Raw genomic sequence first — 17,453 nt, forward strand, 5'->3', positions numbered from 1 at the left:
TTTCCTTTCAGGGTGGGCTGGTGGTGGTTTCTTCGGGAAAGAAGCGTTCGATCGAGAAGGCCTCGATCGGCGTGCTGCTGCGGCCATCGCGCACGAGTTCGGCCAGTACCTCGCCGGCGGCTGGGCCAATCTGGAAGCCCGCGCCCGCAAAGCCGAAGCCGTGGAACAGGCCCGGCGTGGTGCGGCTCGGGCCGAGCACCGGCTGGCGGTCGGGCAGGTAGCCCTCGGTGCCGCTCCAGGTGCGGATGAAGTGCGCATGGCGTAGCGCGGGCAGCAGCTCGATGGCTTGCTCAGAGAGCGAGGCGATCGCGTCGCGGTCGGAGCGCGCGCGATCGGCATCGAGCGCCACGCCCGCGCCGCCGCCGCCCAGCACGAGGTTGCCTCGCGCCACCTGGCGGCAGTAGATGCCGCCGCCTTCGACGCCGAGGCTCCAGTTCATGAAGAAGGGCAGCGGCTCGGTCACTGCCATCGCGGGATGGCCCGATTGCAGCGGCACGGCTTCGCCGAAATACGTGGCCACGGGACCGGCCCATGCGCCCGCGCAATTGAGCAGCGCCGGCGCAAGCACTTCGAGCGCATTGCCCGATCGAAGTATGAATTTCGTGCCGTCGTGCGCCACTTCGTCGACCTTGTGGCGCTCGAAGATTTGCGCGCCTGCGCGCTGTGCCGCGAGCGCGAAGGCCGGCGACACCAGCCGCGGGTTCGCCTGCCCATCTTCCGCGCACAGCGAGCCGCCGACGGCGCGCGTGCCGAGCCAGGGGCAGCGCTCACGCAGGCGGGTATCGGAAATCAGTTCGAGCCCCAGATCGAAGTCGAGGCTTTGCGCGCGGTACTGCTCGAGCGACGCCATGTCGGCTTCGCTGCGCGCGATCTTGAAGTGGCCCGAGCGCAGGTACTCGCCGTCGGTGCCGATCGTTTCGCGCAGGCGGCCCCAGATGCGGTGCGCGCGTTGCGCCAGCGGCAGTTGGCTCACCGGCCGGCCCTGGCGGCGCACGCCGCCGTAGTTCACGCCGCTGGAGCGCGAGCCGCAGAGGTCTCGCTCCAGCAGCGCGACGCCGATGCCCATCTGCCGCAATGCGAGTGCGGCGGAGGCGCCGACGATGCCGCCGCCGACGATGGCAACATCGGTGCGCAATGTCTTGCGCCCGGTCATTCGCCGGCTCCTTCGGCGGATGGCGCGGCGGCCAGGTGAATCGGAATCGGCTTGATCGGTGCCTGCCCGCGCAACCGGCCCACCTGCTGCAGCGGCTGCCCGGTGGCGTGCGCCAGGATCTCGGCTGCGGCTACGCCGCACATGCGGCCCTGGCAACGGCCCATGCCCACGCGCGAGAGCGCTTTCAGGCGGTTCATTTCGTCGGCGCCGTTCTCGATGACGGTCTGGCGCAGCGTGCCCGCCGTGATGTTCTCGCAGCGGCAGACCACCAGCTCGTCGGGCGCATGCGCGGCCCAGTCGTCCGGCACGGGGAAGGCGCGCTCCAGCCCCTCGCGGAATCCCGAGAGCTTGTGGAACTTGCGTTCGAGCACTTCGGTGCGCGCGGTGTCGACGGCTACGCCATGGTCGGCCAGCAGCGCGAGCGCGGCGCGTTCGCCGGCCCATTCGGCGGCATCGGCGCCCATGATGCCGGCGCCATCGCCCGCGAGGTACACGCCCCGCACGCTGGAGCGGCCGGCCGCGTCGCGCACCGGGAGATGGGCGCGGTGCAGCGGCGCAAATTCGAAGCGGCAGCCGAGCAGGTCGGCCAGTTGGGTTTCGGAGCGCAGCGCATAGCCGAAGCCGACGGCATCGCAGGACAGCGTGCGCTCTTCGCGCCCGTCGTGCCACGCCACGCCGGTGACGCGGCTTTCTTGTGCATCGCCGCGCACGCGCAACGGGCGAACGCCGCTGTGCAGCGGCACGCCATGCGCGCGCAGCCAGGCCACGTAATACACGCCCTTGGCGAACACCGTCGGTTGCCGCAGCATCGCGGGCGTTGCCGCCACCTGGTCGGCGAGCCGTGCCGTGTCGAGCACCGCGGCCACCTTTGCGCCTGCCTTTGCATATTGATAGGCCACCAGATAGAGCAACGGGCCGGTGCCCATGAACACCACGCGCTCGCCGATGGTGCAGCCCTGGAACTTGAGTGCCACCTGCGCGCCGCCCAGCGTGTAGACGCCGGGCAATGTCCAGCCCGGCACCGGCAGCACGCGGTCGGTGGCGCCGGTGGCGACGATCAGTTGGCCGTAAGGCACGCTGGCCGTGCTGCGCGTGGGGCCGTGCAGCACGTCGAGCCGGCCGCCCTGCGCGTTCCACACCAGGCTGTCGGGGCGGTAGTCGATGCGTTCGCGCAATGCGTCGAAGGCGGCGTGCACGGCGTTGGCGCGGCGGGCCTCGAATCCGTAGAGTGCTTGCGCGGTGCGTTGGACCAGGCTTGCGGGCGGGCGCCGATAGATCTGGCCACCGGCGCGCGAAGCTTCGTCGATCACCACGGGCCGCAGGCCGTGCGCCACCAGCGCCTCTGCGGCACGCACGCCGGCCGGCCCCGCACCAACGATCACCGGCTGCAACGCGGAAGAGGCCGTCATGCGGTGCTCCTTCCCGTGACCAGTGCCATGCCCGGCGCAATGAAGGTCGAGCAGGCGCGCAGCCGCTCGCCTTGCTCGGTGGCGATCCAGCAATCCTGGCAGGCGCCCATCATGCAGAAGCCCGCACGCGGTGCGCCGCTGAATTCGTTGCGCCGCAACTGGGTGGCTTGCGTGAGCACCGCGGTCAGCACCGTGTCGCCCGCGAGCGCGGAGGCGGGCTCGCCGTCGAGCGTGAAGGGCACCGCGGCGCGGCCGGTTTCGGCCACGCGATGCAGCAGCGGTTGAAGCTTTGGCAAGCTCATCTATCGGCGCCCCACCAGCACGCGGTCCAGCCCATAGACGCGATCGAGCACCACCATGGCGATGGCCGTTACCGCCACCATCAGCGCCGACACGGCCGCCATCAGCGGATCGATCGACTCGGTGGCATACATGTACATGCGCACCGGCAGCGTCACCGTGCTGGGCGAGGTGACAAAGATCGACATCGTCACTTCGTCGAAGCTGTTGATGAAAGCCAGCAACCAGCCGCCCGTGACGCCCGGCAGGATCATCGGCAGCGTGATGCGCCGGAACATCGTGGCCTGGCTTGCGCCCAGCGAGAGCGCGGCCTGTTCGGCGCTGCGGTCGAAGCCCACCAGCGCAGCCACCACGAGGCGCAGCGTGTAGGGCGTGACGATCAGCGCGTGCGCCATCACCAGCCAGCCGAAGCTGCCCGTGCCGCCCACCAGCGCGAAGAGGCGCAGCAGCGCCACGCCCAGCACCAGGTGCGGAATGATCAGCGGCGAGAGAAACAGGCCATTGAGGAAGTCGCGCCCCGGAAACTCGTAGCGCGTGATCGCCATGCCAGCCGGCACCGCGAGCAGCGTGGCAATGGTGGCCGAGGCCAGCGCGAGCCACAGGCTGTTCCAGAACGACTGCATGAAGTCGGGGTGCGCGAACACCGCCTTGAACCAGCGCAGCGAGAAGTGCGTGGTGGGAATCGTCAGCGTGTTCTCGGGCGTGAACGCGACGATGCACACCACCACGAGCGGCGCCAGCATGAAGGTGATGACGAGCGCGTTGAACGCGAGGGCGAGGGGGCCGTTCTTGGTCATCTGACTACCCCAGCGCTTTCTTGTAGCGGCCTTCGACGAGGCGGTTGTAGCTCAGCATCACGATGAGGTTGGCCACCAACAGAACCAACGCGACGGCGGCGCCGAGCGGCCAGTTGAGTTCGTGCAGGTACTCGTCGTAGACCACCGTCGCGACCATCTTCAGTCGCCTTCCGCCGAGCAGCCCCGGAATCGCGAACGAGCTCGCGGCCAGGCCGAACACGATCAGGCTGCCCGAGAGAATGCCCGGCATCACCTGCGGCAGCACGATGCGCCGCAGCGTGGTGAAGGGCGAGGCCTTGAGCGAAAGCGCTGCGTTCTCCACGCCGGGGTCGAGCTTCTGCAGCGAGGTCCAGACCGGAATCACCATGAAGGGCAGCATCACGTGGACCAGCGCCACGATCACCGCGATCTCGGTGTAGAGCATCTTCACCGGCCCGATGCCCACCAGCCGGAGCAGCCCGTTCACCGCGCCTTCGGGCCCGAGCAGCATGCTCCAGCCAAAAGCGCGCACCACCACCGACACCAAGAGCGGCGCCAGCACCACCAGCAGCAGCACCGAGCGCCAGGGGTTGCGCATGCGGCTCAGCACATAGGCCTCGGGTGCGCCGATGAGCACGCAGATCAGCGTGACGACGCCCGAGATCCAGAAGGTGCGCCAGAAGATGCCGTGGTAGTACGAGTCGGTGAACACATGCGTGTAATGCTCGAGCGTGAACTCGCCGGCCTTCGGCCCGGTGGCCGGGTCGTAGACGTTGAACGACAGCACGGCGGTGAGCGCGAGCGGCACCACCAGCAAGGCAGCGAACAGCAGCAGCGCAGGTCCCGACAGCCACCATGGCGTGGCCTTGTTCTTCATTCCGCTCATGCGGCCGCCACCGCCGCCTCGGCCGGCAACAGGCGCGTGCAATGCGCGGGCCAGTCGATGCCGGTGGCATTGCCTTCGTCGAGCGCCTCGCGGCCGTCGTTGGGGCTCAGCACCGTCAGGTCTCCGGCGGGCGTGCTCAGGCGGTAGAGCCATTGGCTGCCCAGGAAGAAGCGTTCCCGTACCGTGCCGTCGAGACGCCCGCGGCCAGCCTCCACCAGCTGCAGCTTTTCGGGGCGCACACTCATCAGCACCGGGTCGCCCGGCTTGTAGCCGGTGTCGTCGACCTCGACCGTGAGCGAACCGACCTCGACATGGCAGCTGCGCGCGCCGCAGGCGACGACGCGGGCGTCCAGCAGGTTGGCCTTGCCCACGAACGTGGAAATGAAGCGCGTGCTCGGGTGCTCGTACACGCGGTGCGGATGGTCGATCTGCGTGGCGCAGCCGCTTTCCATCACCACCACGCGGTCGCTGATCGACATGGCCTCGCTCTGGTCGTGCGTGACCATGACCGTGGTGGTGCCGACCTTGCGCTGGATCTGGCGCAGCTCGAACTGCATTTCCTCGCGCAGCTTGGCGTCGAGGTTGGAGAGCGGTTCGTCCAGCAGCAGCACCGGCGGCTCGATCACCAGCGCGCGGGCCAGTGCCACGCGCTGGCGCTGGCCGCCCGAGAGCTCGCGCGGGTAGCGCGTGGCGTGCGCTTCGAGATGAACGAGCGCGAGCGCCTGCTTTACTCTTTCAGCGCGTTCGGCTTTCGGCATCTTGCGCATCTCGAGGCCGAAGCTCACGTTGTCGGCCACCGTCATGTGCGGGAAGAGAGCGTAGGTCTGGAACACGATGCCCAGGCCGCGCGTGTTCGCCTTGGCATGCGTGATGTCCTTGCCCGCGAGCTCGATGCGCCCGCTCGACACGGCTTCGAAGCCCGCGATCATCTGCAGCGTCGTGGTCTTGCCGCAGCCCGAAGGGCCGAGCAGCGAGACGAACTCGCCCTTCTCAACCGTGAGGTTCATCGCCGACACGGCGCGCGTGGCACCGTAGAACTTGGTCACGTCGGTGAGCCGTAGGAATGACATGGAAGGGCCTTTCTGCGCGGTCGTGAATGGCGTGCAGCACCTTGGTGCACGCGACGGACAAGAGAGAACTTTCAATTCACTCTATTGCAACGATTGCGCCAGATCGCCTCGGGTATTCCATTAATCAGAATATTTCTCTGATTTATTCCGTTCAACGGAATATCATGAGAGGAAGCGATCTCAAGAATTCCACAGGAGCAAGGTATGGAAACCCCCTCGGCGGCCAGCGGCGGCGTGCCGCGTGTCTTTTCGGTGATCCGCGCGCTCGGCGCGGTGCAGGCCGAGGGCGGCCGCGTGACGCAAATCGCACGTTCGGTGGGCCTTACGCAGGCCACCACGCACCGCCTGCTGCAGTCGCTCATGGCCGAGGGCATGGTCGAGCAAGACGAGCGCAGCAAGCTCTACCGGCTGAGCATCGATTTCTTCGCGCTGGCCGCCAGTGCAGGCAACCCCGGCGACCTGCGCTCCATTTGCCGCCCCGTTCTGCTGCGCCTGTGCGCGAGCCTGGGCGACAGCATCTTCTTGCTGGCGCGCAGCGGCTTCGACGCAATCTGCCTCGACCGCAGCGAAGGGCCGTTTCCGATCCGCTCGTTCACGGGCGACATCGGCGGGCGCATTGCGCTGGGCGTGGGGCAGGGCGCGCTCGCGATCCTGGCCTTTCTGCCGGAGGCCGAACGCGAGGAAGTGATCCGTTTCAACCTCTCGCGCGTGCGCGAGTACGGCGTGTACGACGAGGTTTATCTGCGCACCGAGATCGAGCGCGTGCGCCAGGCCGGCTATGCGGGGCGCAACACGGGCCTGCTCGAAGGCATGGCCGGCGTGGCGGTGCCCATTCTCGACCGCGAAGGCCGCGCGGTGGCCGCGCTGAGCGTGGGCACGATTGCCGACCGGCTCAATGCCGACCGCATGCCCACCGTGGTCGAGCTGCTCAAGCGCGAGGCAGCGGCCATCGGGCCGAAGATCAATCCCTTCGATGCAACGCTCAGAAGGCCTGCGCAGAGCCTGGCGGGGTCGCCGGCAGGGCAGAAGATCCCGTTGCCCGATGCGCCGGGCCCGGCATAGGCGCGGCGGCGGCGGCGGCCGGATTCATTTCAGCTTCCTGTCTTCGCTCTTGGCTTCCGCCATTGCCTCGGGCTCCAACTCCTCGGCATAGCGGTTGAGGCGGATGAAGAGGCCCCAGCCCGCCATCAGCAGCCCCACGGCACCGAGCATGGCGGCGGCGTGCAGCATCAGTTCGGGCGCCTCGCGCGCCTTGAACGTCGCGACCAGCCCTTCGACCGCGACGGCGACCACGATCACCACCATGAACCGCGAGAGGAACCTGCGCACCCGCGTCGGCGCGCCGATGTGCGCGTCGCGCACCACTTCCTCTTCCAGCACGGTCTGCGAGATCTGAAGTGCCACCACCCCGGCGGCGAGCAGACCCACTGCTTCGATGATGGCCTCCGCCGCTGGAAGATCGAGGCCCTGCATCACCGCGCCCCAACCGGCGCGCGCTGCGATCACGATCAGGACGAGTGAGGCGATGGCGAAGGCAAGCGCCATCAACGCGTGGATCGCGGCGTAGAGGGTGTGGATCACTTTCATGGCGGTATGGCGATTGAGCGTGCGGTGGTTCGGGCTCCCGGGGGCCGCGCACGGGGCACACCGGGGTGCGGATCTTCAGCGCCGGGCGGCGCCTTGCGCGTAGGCGCGCAGCCCGTCGCGTACGGGGCGGAGGCCCGGTTCATTCCGCAAACGCATCAGGTCCTTCCAATTTTTCACTAGGCAACCGCGCAGGATTCGCAGATATTGGCCGGGTTTCCCGCCCCCCCCTGTTTTCCTTCTCTCCTCCTTCCCGGAGCGCGCCCATGCCCGAAGCCCAAGCCCCTCTCTCCCTCCCCACCGAAGTCGAACAGCTGCTGCAGCGACTGGGCGTGCCCCGCAGCGCCTGCACCGGCGGCGAGCTGACGGTGCGTTCGCCGGTCACGGGCGAGGTCATCGCGCAGGTGCCGCAGACCAGCGCCGCCGAAGCGACAGCGGCCATCGGCCGGGCGCATGAAGCCTTCAAGGCCTGGCGCAACGTGCCCGCGCCGCGCCGCGGCGAACTGGTGCGCCTGCTGGGTGAAGAACTGCGCGCCGCCAAGGCCGACCTCGGCCGCCTCGTCACGCTCGAAGCCGGCAAGATCCCGAGCGAAGGTGCCGGCGAAGTGCAGGAAATGATCGACATCTGCGACTTCGCGGTCGGCCTCTCGCGCCAGCTCTACGGCCTGACGCTGGCCACCGAGCGCGCCGAGCACCGCATGATGGAAACCTGGCATCCGCTGGGTGTGTGCGGCGTCATCTCGGCTTTCAACTTTCCGGTGGCCGTGTGGTCGTGGAATGCGGCGCTGGCACTGGTGTGCGGCGATTCGGTGGTGTGGAAGCCGTCGGAAAAAACACCGCTCACCGCGCTGGCCGTGCATGCCATTGCGCAGCGCGCCATCGCGCGCTTCGGCGATGCGCCCGAAGGCCTGCTCGGCCTGCTGGTGGGACAGCGCGACATCGGCGAAGTGCTGGTCGACGACCGCCGCGTGCCGATTCTCTCGGCCACCGGCTCCACCGCGATGGGCCGGCAGGTGGGGCCGAAGCTGGCCGCTCGTTTCGCCCGTGCCATTCTCGAACTCGGCGGCAACAACGCCGCCATCGTCACGCCTTCGGCCGACCTCGACCTCACGCTGCGCGGCATCGCGTTCTCGGCGATGGGAACGGCCGGCCAGCGCTGCACCACGTTGCGGCGGCTCTTCGTGCACGACAGCGTGTACGACGCGCTCGTGCCCAAGCTTGCGAAGGTGTACGGCAACGTGCAGGTCGGCGACCCGCGCAAGGCCGGCACGCTGGTCGGGCCGCTGATCGACCGCGCCGCGTTCGACGGCATGCAGAAGGCGCTCGGCGAAAGCCGCGAAATCGGCGCCACGGTGCATGGCGGCCAGCGCGTTGAAGGCATCGGCACGCAGGACGCTTATTACGTGCGTCCGGCGCTGGTGGAGCTGAAGTCGCACGACGGCCCGGTGCTGCGCGAAACCTTCGCGCCCATTCTTTATGTGGTGCGCTACAGCACGCTCGACGACGCCATCGAATGGCATAACGCGGTGGGCGCGGGGCTGTCGTCGTCGATCTTCACGCTCAACGTGCGCGAGGCCGAGCGCTTCCTGTCGAGCGCGGGGTCCGACTGCGGCATTGCCAACGTCAACATCGGCCCGAGCGGTGCCGAAATCGGCGGCGCCTTCGGTGGCGAAAAAGAAACCGGCGGCGGCCGCGAAGCCGGCTCCGACAGCTGGAAGGCGTATATGCGCCGCGCCACCAACACTATCAACTACTCGACGGCGTTGCCTCTCGCGCAGGGCGTCACCTTCGACATCGGAGATTGAGGCTCGCCCCCAGGCTCCGCGCACTTCGTGTCGCTTCTCCAACCCCCTACCGGGGGCGACATCTGCGGCCCGGCGAAGCCGGTTCCGCGATGTCCCACGAAAAAGCATGCCGTGCTGGCAGGACGTGCCGCGCCCTTTCACAGAAAAACCACCAGGAGACAGAGAACATGAAGATGCGATTCAAGACCCTCACCGCCGCAGCGCTGCTCGCGCTCGCATTCGGCGCGGCCGCGCAGCAGGCTCCGGCCGGCGGCACGCTCGACAAGATCAAGAGCAGCGGCAAGGCCGTGCTCGGCGTTCGCGAGGCCTCGCCGCCCATGGCCTACATGCTGGGCGCGAACGAGAAATACGTGGGCTACCACGTCGAGCTCTGCGAGCGCGTGCTGAAGGACATCGCGCCCTCCGCCAAGCTCGAATACATGGCCGTCACCGCGCAGAACACCATTCCGCTGGTGCAGAACGGCACGCTCGACATCGGCTGCGGCCCCACCACCAACAACACCGCGCGCCAGCAGCAGGTCGCCTTTGCGCTCACCACCTATGTGAGCGAAGTGCGCATGGCGACCAAGGTCGATTCGGGCATCACCTCGCTCGACCAGCTGGCGGGCCGCACCGTGTCGGCCTCCACCGGCACCACTGCCGTGCAGTTGCTGCGCAAGCGCGAACGGGCGCAGAACACCACCATCAACACGATGCTCGGCAAAGACCACCTCGAGAGCTTCCTGCTGATGGAGTCGGGCCGCGCCGATGCCTTCGTGCTCGACGACAACCTGCTCGCGGGGATCATCGCCAACTCGAAGAACCCCGCGGCCTACCGCATCGTCGGCGATGCGCTGGGCTCCGAGCCGATCGCGCTGCTGTTCCGCAAGGACGACCCGGCCTTCAAGGCCGCGGTGGACGACGCGCTGCGCCGCCTCATGAAGAGCGGAGAGCTCGAGAAGATCTATACCAAGTGGTTCGTCGCGCCGATTCCGCCGAAGAACACCAGCCTGAACCTGCCGATGAGCGCGGCGCTCAAGCAGCTCTTCGCCGAACCCAACGACAAGCCGCTGGAGGCCTACGCGAAGTGACATCCACCGTTCTCGATTCCGCGCCTTCTTGTTCGACTGCTTCCGCGTTCGAGCCCGCGCAGCGCGTGCGCGCCATCGGGGTGTCGGAAATCCTGCGCATCACCGACCATGCCAACGCGTTGAAGCGCGCCGGCCGGCCGGTGATCGTGCTGGGCGCGGGCGAGCCGGACTTCGACACGCCCGAACACATTCGCGCCGCCGCGGCCCGTGCCATGGAGCGCGGCGACACGCGCTACACCGTGCTCGACGGCAGCCCGGCCATGAAGGCCGCGGTGCAGTTCAAGTTCAAGCGCGACAACGGGCTGGACTTTGCGTTGAATGAAATCAGCGTGGGCGCGGGTGCCAAGCAGGTCATCTTCAATGCGTTGATGGCCAGCCTGAATCCGGGCGACGAGGTGATTCTGCCGGCGCCCTACTGGACCTCTTACGCCGACATCGTGCAGATCTGCGGCGGCGTGCCAGTGAGCGTGCCGTGCAGCGAGGCGCAGGGCTTTCGGCTGGATACCGCGCAGCTCGAGGCGGCCATCACGCCGCGCACGCGCTGGCTCTTCTTGAACTCGCCATCGAACCCGAGTGGCGCGGCCTACAGCGCGGCGCAGCTCGCGCCGTTGTGCGAGCTGCTGCTGCGGCATCCCGCGGTGTGGGTGCTGGCGGACGACATCTACGAGCACATCCTCTATGACGGCCTGGCGTTTGCCACGCCGGCGGCCGTGGAGCCGCGGCTGCGCGAACGCACGCTCACCGTGAACGGCGTGTCGAAGGCTTATGCAATGACGGGCTGGCGCGTAGGCTACGGGGCCGGGCCGCGCGCGCTGATCGCGGCCATGGCGGTAGTGCAGAGCCAGTCGACCTCGTGCCCGTCGTCGGTGAGCCAGGCGGCCGCGATCGAGGCGCTCACGGGGCCGCAAGACATCGTGGCCGAACGGTGCGACGACTTCCAGTCACGCCGCGATTTCGTGGTGGCCGCATTGAACCGCGCGCCGGGCCTGCATTGCCGCGTGCCCGAAGGCGCCTTCTATACCTTTGCGAGCTGTGCCGGCGTGCTCGGACGGCGCACGGCGAGCGGCGCCCTGCTGCAGACCGACAGCGACTTCTGCAGCTACCTGCTGCAGGATTACGAAGTGGCGGTGGTGCCGGGCAGCGTGTTCGGGCTGGCGCCGTATTTCCGCATTTCGTATGCGACGTCGATGGCGCAGCTCGAAGAGGCGTGTGCACGGATTGCCGCGGCATGCGAAGCTCTCGAATGAATTTCTGATTGGACACAGCATGACTTCTCCCCGCACCGGCGGCCAGATCCTGGTCGACCAGCTCATCACCCACGGCGTCAAGCAGCTCTTCTGCGTGCCGGGCGAAAGCTTTCTGGCCGTGCTCGACGCGCTGCACGATGCATCCATCGACGTGACGGTGTGCCGCCAGGAAGGCGGCGCCGCGATGATGGCCGAGGCGCAGGGCAAGCTCACGGGCCAACCCGGCGTGTGCTTCGTCACGCGCGGGCCGGGCGCCACCAACGCGGCGGCCGGCGTGCACATTGCGCACCAGGATTCGACGCCGCTGCTGCTCTTCGTGGGCCAGGTCGCGCGTGAGGCCCTCGGCCGCGAAGCCTTCCAGGAGCTGGACTACGGCGCGGTGTTCGGCACCATGGCCAAGTGGGTGGTGCAGATCGACGATCCGGCGCGCGTGCCCGAGCTGGTCTCGCGTGCCTTCCACGTCGCCACCTCGGGCCGGCCCGGGCCGGTGGTGATTGCGCTGCCGGAAGACATGCTGACCGAAGCCGCTTCAGTGGCCGATGCGCAGCCCTATGCCGTGACCGAAACCTATCCGGGCGCGGCGCAGATGGCTGAATTGCAGCAGCGCCTGTCGCAAGCGCAGCGGCCCGTGGTCATCCTCGGCGGCAGCCGCTGGTCAGAAGCCGCAACCCGGCAGTTCGCGGGTTTCGCCGAGGCGTTCTCGCTGCCGGTGTACTGCTCGTTTCGCCGCCAGATGCTGCTGTCGGCCGAGCATCCCTGCTATGCGGGCGACCTGGGGCTGGGCGCGAATCCGCGCATGCTCGAACGCATCCGCAATGCCGACCTGGTGCTGCTGGTCGGCGGTCGCATGTCCGAGGTGCCGTCGCAGGGCTATGAGCTGCTCGCCATTCCACAGCCCAGGCAGGCGCTGGTGCATGTGCATGCCGATGCCGACGAACTCGGCAAGCTCTACCGCCCGGCGCAGGGCATTCACGCCACGCCGCAGGCGTTTGCCGAGGCGGTAGCTGCATTGCGCCCGGCTTCACCGCCGGCCTGGCAGGCCGAGACGAAAACCGCGCGCGAGGACTTCCTGCGCTGGAGCGATCCGGCGCCGATCCGCATTCCGGGCCCGCTCCAGATGGGCGAGGTCATGCAGCACCTGCGCGAAGTGCTGCCGGCCGACACCATCTTCTGCAACGGCGCGGGCAATTTCGCCACATGGGTGCACCGCTTCTGGCCGTTCCGCGCGTTCGCAAGCCAGCTGGCGCCGACCAGCGGATCGATGGGCTATGGCCTTCCGGCCGGCGTGGGCGCCAAGCGGCTGTGGCCGCAGCGCGAGGTGGTGGTGTTTGCGGGCGACGGCGACTTCATGATGCATGGGCAGGAGTTCGCCACTGCCGTGCAGTACGGGCTTCCGATCATCGTGGTGCTGCTCGACAACGCCATGTACGGCACCATCCGCATGCACCAGGAAAAGCACTATCCCGGCCGCGTGAGCGCTACGCAGCTCAAGAACCCCGACTTCCGCGGCTATGCCGAAGTGTTCGGCGGCCACGGCGAGCGCGTGACCCGCACGGAAGAGTTCGGTCCTGCGCTGGCCCGCGCCCGCGCGAGCGGCAAGCCCGCAATCCTGCATTGCCTGCTCGATCCGGAAGCCATCACGCCCGCGAGCACGCTGCAGTCCATCCGCAAGGCGGCGCTCGCTGCGGGTTAAGTTGCGGGGTGTGGCGCGATCCCGCCGACGGCGTGCCTTGCATCCCCCACTCTGAACGCCGAGCGGGGAAAGAATCAGCGCAGGCGGCCCACGTAGCGCGCCAGCGGGTTCGGCGGATTGCCGTTGGGCGCACGCGCCGCCAGCCTTGCGGCGCGCGCCAACGGCTCCATGGCCTGCTCGAGGCGGGTGGCGAGCAGGTAGAGATCTTCGTCCTTGGTCTCCGCGGCATGTGCACGCGTCATGCGCACGATCTCGGTGGCGTACTCGGCATTGGTGGCCATCCATTCGGTGTCGGTCACGCGCCCGTGCTTTCGCCGCAGCGCCACGTGCAGGCGCGCGGCAAGGGCAATGCGTTCGCTTTCGGACATGGACATGGCACGGTCCCTCCACGGATGGCTCAGTCGCTTGCGTGCACAAGTCGTGCCACCTCGGAGTCGTGTTGTTAACGCTCCGAAACACTTTTGCTTGTCAACAGGTCTTCGCAGGTAAGGCAAAGCGGGTAATTCCCAATGCACTGACCCGGTGCACCGCCTAAAGTCTGCCCACTCGCGAACGGGCCAAGCTCGTGCTGCCGAGGGTCCGAGGAGACAAAATTCGGTCTACAAGAAAAATTCTTCAAGGCTTCCGTTCGAGAAGCCGTGTTTGAACTTGAAAGGCGCCGCTGGTCGGCGCCTTTTTTATGTGCCCCACAAACGCGATCCAGACATTTCTCCCCGCTTGAAGACAGCAGTTCTGCCTCATCCTGTCTCTGTCTGATGCTCCTGTTTTGGTAGCAATGCCGATGCGACAATCACGGCATGGAAATGCTGGTGGTCACGGGCGCCTCTCTGCTCGCGGGTTTTGTCGATTCGATCGTGGGCGGCGGCGGTTTGATCCTCGTGCCGGCTCTCTTTGCCGTCTTTCCAGGCGCGCCGCCGGCCACGTTGCTGGGCACCAACAAAAGTGCGTCCATTTGGGGCACGGCCGCCGCGGCTGCCCAGTTCAGCCAGCGGGTCCAGATGCGCTGGGGCGCACTCTGGCCGGCCGCCGTGCTCGGTTTCGCGGGTTCGATGCTCGGCGCCTGGGGCGTCACCCTGTTTCCGGGCGACTTCCTGCGCCGGGCCTTGCCCATCGTGCTGCTGGGCGTGCTGCTCTACACGCTCGCGCGCAAGGATCTTGGCCGCCACCACGTTCCGCGTTTCAGCGGGCGCGCCGAAACGCTGGCGGCCTGCGCCATCGGGCTTTCGATCGGGTTCTACGACGGCTTCTTCGGCCCCGGGGCGGGCAGCTTCCTGGTCTTTCTGTTCGTACGCTGGATGGGCTACGACTTCTTGAACGCCTCGGCCTCGGCCAAGATCATCAACACGCTCACCAACGCCGCGGCCCTGCTGCTGCTCGCGCTCAAGGGGCATGTCTGGTGGCACTATGGGCTGGTGATGGCCGTGGCCAACGTGGCCGGCAGCCTGCTGGGTACGCGTGTTGCGTTGAAGCACGGGGCCGGCTTCGTGCGGGGGGTGTTCATCGTCGTGGTGAGCGCGCTGATCCTGAAGACGGCCTATGACGCATTCCTGAAATAGCCAAACGAGAAAGTCCCATTTCATGGCAGCGCCAGAGCCCGTTGGTCCCCCCGCACCCGTCAGCTTCTGGCAGGCCTTCGGCTACTGGCTCAAGCTCGGCTTCATCAGCTTCGGCGGCCCGGCGGGGCAGATTGCGCTCATGCACCAGGAACTGGTGGAGCGCCGGCGCTGGATTTCGGAAAAACGCTTTCTGCATGCGCTCAACTACTGCATGCTGCTGCCCGGCCCCGAAGCGCAGCAGCTCGCCACCTACATCGGCTGGCTCATGCACCGCACCTGGGGCGGCATTGCGGCGGGCGTGCTCTTCGTGCTGCCTTCGCTCTTCATCCTGATCGGGCTGTCGTGGGCGTACATGGCGTACGGCCACGTGCCGGCGGTGGCGGGCTTGCTCTATGGCGTGAAGCCCGCGGTCACGGCCATCGTGCTGTTCGCCGCCTGGCGCATCGGCTCGCGGGTGCTCAAGAATGCATGGCTCTGGGCGATTGCCGTTGCCGCCTTTGTCGCGATCTTCGCGTTGCGGCTACCGTTTCCGCTGATCGTGCTGGCCGCCGGCGCCATCGGTTACTTCGGCAGCCGTTTTGCGCCGGCGTACTTCGCACCGGGCGGCGGGCACGGCGGCGCCGCGGCATCGGACGGCCCGGCGTTGATCGGCGACGACACGCCGACGCCGCCGCACGCGCTTTTTGGCTGGGGCCGCTTCGCGCGCGTGCTGGTGGTGTTTTTCCTGCTGTGGCTCGGCGCCCTGGGCGCACTCACGGCGTTGTACGGATGGAGCGGCGCGCTCACGCAGATGGCCTGGTTCTTCACCAAGGCGGCACTGCTGACCTTCGGCGGCGCCTACGCGGTGCTGCCCTATGTGTTCCAGGGCGCGGTCGACCATTACCACTGGCTCAGCGCCACCCAGATGATCGACGGGCTGGCGCTGGGGGAAACCACGCCCGGCCCCTTGATCATGGTGGTTTCGTTCGTGGGCTTCGTCGGCGCCTGGGGCCAGGCGCTGTTCGGCCCAAATGCGTTGTTCGCGGCGGGCGTTGCAGGCGCGACGGTGGTGACCTTCTTCACCTTCCTGCCGTCGTTCCTGTTCATCCTGCTGGGCGGCCCTTTCATCGAGTCGACCCACGGCAACCTGAAATTCACCGCGCCGCTGACCGCCATCACCGCGGCCGTGGTCGGCGTGATCGTCAACCTGGCGGTCTTCTTCGCGTACCACGTGCTCTGGCCGAAGGGCTTGTCAGGGCCCTTCGAGTTTCCCTCCGCCGTCATCGGCGCGCTCGCGGCCATCGCGCTCTTTCGCTTCAAGGCCGGCGTGATTCCGGTAGTGCTCGCATCGGCACTCGCAGGCATGGCCTGGCAACTGCTCATGCGCTGACGGCTTGGGGCGGGCCTATTCCTCGACGAAGGCTTCTTCGCGTTTTGCCTTGATCGACGGCAGCAGCACGATGCCGAGCAGCAACGCCGCCGCGACCAGCAAGCCCGCCGACAGGGGCCGCGTGACGAACACGCTCCATGTGCCGCGCGACAGCAGCAACGCGCGGCGCAGGTTTTCTTCCATCATCGGCCCGAGGATGAAGCCCAGCAGCAATGGCGCGGGCTCGGTCTTCAGCTTGATGAACAGGTAGCCGATGAAGCCGAAGGCCGCCACCATCCAGATGTCGAAGGTGTTGTTGTTGGTCGAGTACACGCCAATCGCGCAGAACAGCACGATGGCGGGGAACAGGAACTTGTAGGGCACCGTCAGCAGCTTGATCCACATGCCGATCAGCGGCAGGTTCAGCACGATCAGCATGGCGTTGCCGATCCACATCGAGGCAATCAGCCCCCAGAAGAGTTCCGGGTTGCTGGTCATCACTTGGGGGCCGGGCTGGATGTTGTGGATGGTCATCGCACCCACCATCAGCGCCATGACCGCGTTGGGCGGAATGCCCAGGGTGAGCAGCGGAATGAAGGAGGTCTGCGCACCGGCGTTGTTGGCCGATTCGGGCGATGCCACGCCGCGGATGTTGCCCTTGCCGAAGGGCACTTCGCCGGGACGCATCTTGATTTTCTTCTCGAGCGCATAGGCCGCGAAGGCCGCCAGCAGCGCGCCGCCGCCGGGCAGGATGCCGAGCGCCGAACCCAGGGCGGTGCCGCGCAGCACCGCGGGCGTCATGCGCTTGAAGTCTTCCTTGGTGGGCCACAGGCCCTTCACCTTGTGCGTGAAAACTTCGCGCTCGTCGTCGGGCTGAGAGAGGTTGCCGATGATTTCGCCATAGCCGAACACGCCCATGGCAATCACCACGAAGCCGATGCCGTCGGTGAGCTCTGGAATGTCGAAGCTGAAGCGCGCGACGCCCGAATTGACGTCGGTACCGACGATGCCGAGCAGCAGGCCGAGCACGATCATGGCCACGGCCTTGAGCAGCGAACCCGAAGCCAGCACCACCGCGCCGATCAGGCCCAGCGTCATCAGCGAGAAGTACTCGGCCGGGCCGAACTTGAAGGCCAGCTCGGTGAGCGGTGGCGCAAAGGCAGCCAGGATCAGCGTGCCCACGCAGCCCGCAAAGAACGAGCCCAGGCCCGCGGCGGCGAGCGCGGGGCCCGCGCGGCCCTGCCTTGCCATCTGGTAGCCGTCGATACAGGTGACCACGGAAGACGATTCCCCCGGCAGGTTCACCAGAATGGCGGTGGTCGAGCCGCCGTACTGTGCGCCGTAGTAGATGCCGGCCAGCATGATCAGCGCCGACACGGGCGGCAGCGCGTACGTGGCGGGCAGCAGCATCGCGATGGTCGCGACCGGGCCGATGCCCGGCAGCACGCCGATCAGCGTGCCCAAGATGCAGCCGACCAGGCAATACAGCAGGTTGGTGAAAGTGAAGGCGACGCCGAAGCCGGTCGCGAGGTTGTGGAACAGTTCCATGGCGGTGT

16 protein-coding genes are annotated in these 17,453 nt (G+C 67.4%); 7 read left to right on the plus strand and 9 right to left on the minus strand.

The features are described from left to right. Positions 1-7: 7 nt before the first annotated feature. The 6 genes from ABIC94_RS03500 to ABIC94_RS03525 are packed head-to-tail and all read right to left on the minus strand — an operon-like array spanning position 8 to position 5,594. The gene (locus ABIC94_RS03500; protein WP_354371334.1) at positions 8-1,153 is read right to left on the minus strand and encodes an NAD(P)/FAD-dependent oxidoreductase; all 1,146 of its coding nucleotides are present in this window, start codon (positions 1,151-1,153) and stop codon (positions 8-10) included. Then, positions 1,150-2,562, minus strand: coding sequence for an NAD(P)/FAD-dependent oxidoreductase (locus ABIC94_RS03505; RefSeq protein ID WP_354371336.1), 1,413 nt, complete (start codon positions 2,560-2,562; stop codon positions 1,150-1,152). The genes ABIC94_RS03500 and ABIC94_RS03505 overlap by 4 nt, the downstream gene beginning before the upstream one ends. Continuing rightward, entirely contained in the window at positions 2,559-2,864 is a 306-nt protein-coding gene (locus ABIC94_RS03510) for a (2Fe-2S)-binding protein (protein WP_354371337.1), read from the minus strand. Before ABIC94_RS03510 ends, ABIC94_RS03505 begins: the two co-directional genes overlap by 4 nt. Further along, positions 2,865-3,659, minus strand: a complete 795-nt coding sequence (locus ABIC94_RS03515) for an ABC transporter permease (protein WP_354371338.1) — start codon at positions 3,657-3,659, stop codon at positions 2,865-2,867. A gap of 4 nt (positions 3,660-3,663) precedes the next feature. Further along, a complete protein-coding gene (locus tag ABIC94_RS03520) occupies positions 3,664-4,524 on the minus strand; it encodes an ABC transporter permease (RefSeq protein WP_354371339.1) in 861 nt (286 codons plus the stop codon). Then, complete coding sequence (locus ABIC94_RS03525) at positions 4,521-5,594, minus strand: ABC transporter ATP-binding protein (RefSeq protein ID WP_354371341.1); 1,074 nt, start codon at positions 5,592-5,594, stop codon at positions 4,521-4,523. The genes ABIC94_RS03520 and ABIC94_RS03525 overlap by 4 nt, the downstream gene beginning before the upstream one ends. Before the next feature lie 204 nt (positions 5,595-5,798). Here ABIC94_RS03525 and ABIC94_RS03530 point away from each other — a divergent pair, with 204 nt between their 5' ends. After that, positions 5,799-6,656: an IclR family transcriptional regulator gene (locus ABIC94_RS03530; RefSeq protein ID WP_354371342.1), complete on the plus strand. Its 858-nt coding sequence runs from the start codon at positions 5,799-5,801 to the stop codon at positions 6,654-6,656. Between the two features lie 24 nt (positions 6,657-6,680). Here the strand turns inward: ABIC94_RS03530 and ABIC94_RS03535 are convergent, their stop codons facing one another. Continuing rightward, positions 6,681-7,181: a hypothetical protein gene (locus tag ABIC94_RS03535; protein WP_354371344.1), complete on the minus strand. Its 501-nt coding sequence runs from the start codon at positions 7,179-7,181 to the stop codon at positions 6,681-6,683. A gap of 263 nt (positions 7,182-7,444) precedes the next feature. Here ABIC94_RS03535 and amaB point away from each other — a divergent pair, with 263 nt between their 5' ends. The 4 genes from amaB to ABIC94_RS03555 all read left to right on the plus strand — a co-directional run bounded on the left by amaB (position 7,445) and on the right by ABIC94_RS03555 (position 12,993). After that, on the plus strand, positions 7,445-8,983 hold the full coding sequence (gene amaB / locus ABIC94_RS03540) for an L-piperidine-6-carboxylate dehydrogenase (RefSeq protein WP_354371346.1): 1,539 nt from the start codon (positions 7,445-7,447) through the stop codon (positions 8,981-8,983). 167 nt (positions 8,984-9,150) lie between these two features. Further along, positions 9,151-10,053, plus strand: coding sequence for an amino acid ABC transporter substrate-binding protein (locus ABIC94_RS03545; RefSeq protein ID WP_354371347.1), 903 nt, complete (start codon positions 9,151-9,153; stop codon positions 10,051-10,053). Then, positions 10,050-11,300 (plus strand): pyridoxal phosphate-dependent aminotransferase, encoded by a 1,251-nt coding sequence (locus ABIC94_RS03550; RefSeq protein WP_354371348.1) that lies wholly within the window; start codon positions 10,050-10,052, stop codon positions 11,298-11,300. The genes ABIC94_RS03545 and ABIC94_RS03550 overlap by 4 nt, the downstream gene beginning before the upstream one ends. Before the next feature lie 19 nt (positions 11,301-11,319). Then, entirely contained in the window at positions 11,320-12,993 is a 1,674-nt protein-coding gene (locus tag ABIC94_RS03555; RefSeq protein ID WP_354371349.1) for a thiamine pyrophosphate-binding protein, read from the plus strand. A 74-nt stretch (positions 12,994-13,067) separates the two neighbouring features. On the opposite strand, the gene ABIC94_RS03560 is transcribed toward ABIC94_RS03555, so the two are convergent. Further along, positions 13,068-13,367 carry a hypothetical protein gene (locus ABIC94_RS03560; protein ID WP_354371351.1) on the minus strand — a complete coding sequence of 100 codons (300 nt, stop codon included), beginning with the start codon at positions 13,365-13,367 and terminating at the stop codon, positions 13,068-13,070. 423 nt (positions 13,368-13,790) lie between these two features. Here ABIC94_RS03560 and ABIC94_RS03565 point away from each other — a divergent pair, with 423 nt between their 5' ends. Next, entirely contained in the window at positions 13,791-14,549 is a 759-nt protein-coding gene (locus tag ABIC94_RS03565; protein WP_354371352.1) for a sulfite exporter TauE/SafE family protein, read from the plus strand. A 22-nt stretch (positions 14,550-14,571) separates the two neighbouring features. Then, positions 14,572-15,918 carry a chromate efflux transporter gene (gene chrA / locus ABIC94_RS03570; RefSeq protein ID WP_354371353.1) on the plus strand — a complete coding sequence of 449 codons (1,347 nt, stop codon included), beginning with the start codon at positions 14,572-14,574 and terminating at the stop codon, positions 15,916-15,918. A 15-nt stretch (positions 15,919-15,933) separates the two neighbouring features. Here the strand turns inward: chrA and ABIC94_RS03575 are convergent, their stop codons facing one another. Next, positions 15,934-17,445: a tripartite tricarboxylate transporter permease gene (locus ABIC94_RS03575; protein ID WP_354371354.1), complete on the minus strand. Its 1,512-nt coding sequence runs from the start codon at positions 17,443-17,445 to the stop codon at positions 15,934-15,936. Positions 17,446-17,453: the final 8 nt, after the last annotated feature.

It is taken from the genome of Variovorax paradoxus (assembly GCF_040544635.1).
Classification (GTDB): domain Bacteria; phylum Pseudomonadota; class Gammaproteobacteria; order Burkholderiales; family Burkholderiaceae_C; genus Variovorax; species Variovorax paradoxus_R.